Source organism: Cupriavidus sp. SK-3 (assembly GCF_000611145.1).
Lineage (GTDB): Bacteria > Pseudomonadota > Gammaproteobacteria > Burkholderiales > Burkholderiaceae > Cupriavidus.
Map to the genome: position 1 here is coordinate 221 of NZ_JFJV02000052.1, position 298 is coordinate 518.

At 64.1% G+C, this 298-nt stretch carries 1 pseudogene; it reads left to right on the forward strand.

Going from position 1 to position 298, the window contains the following annotated elements:
- A pseudogene (locus CF70_RS33710) lies at window positions 1-298 on the forward strand (IS630 family transposase); the annotation flags it as partial.

Here is a 298-nt window from a genome sequence, read left to right on the forward strand (position 1 = left end):
CGGTTCGTCGAGAAGCTTGAAGACATCGTTGGCCTCTACATGTCGCCACCCGAGCACGCGCTGGTGCTGTGCTGCGATGAGAAGAGCCAGGTGCAGGCGCTGGATCGCACGCAGCCCGGCTTGCCGTTGAAGAAGGGACGTGCGGCCACCATGACGCACGACTACAAGCGCAACGGCACGACCACGCTGTTTGCCGCGCTCAACGTGCTCGATGGCCAGGTCATCGCCCAGTGCCAGCAGCGCCACCGCCATACCGAGTGGCTGAAGTTCCTGCGCAAGATCGACCGCGAGACGCCCA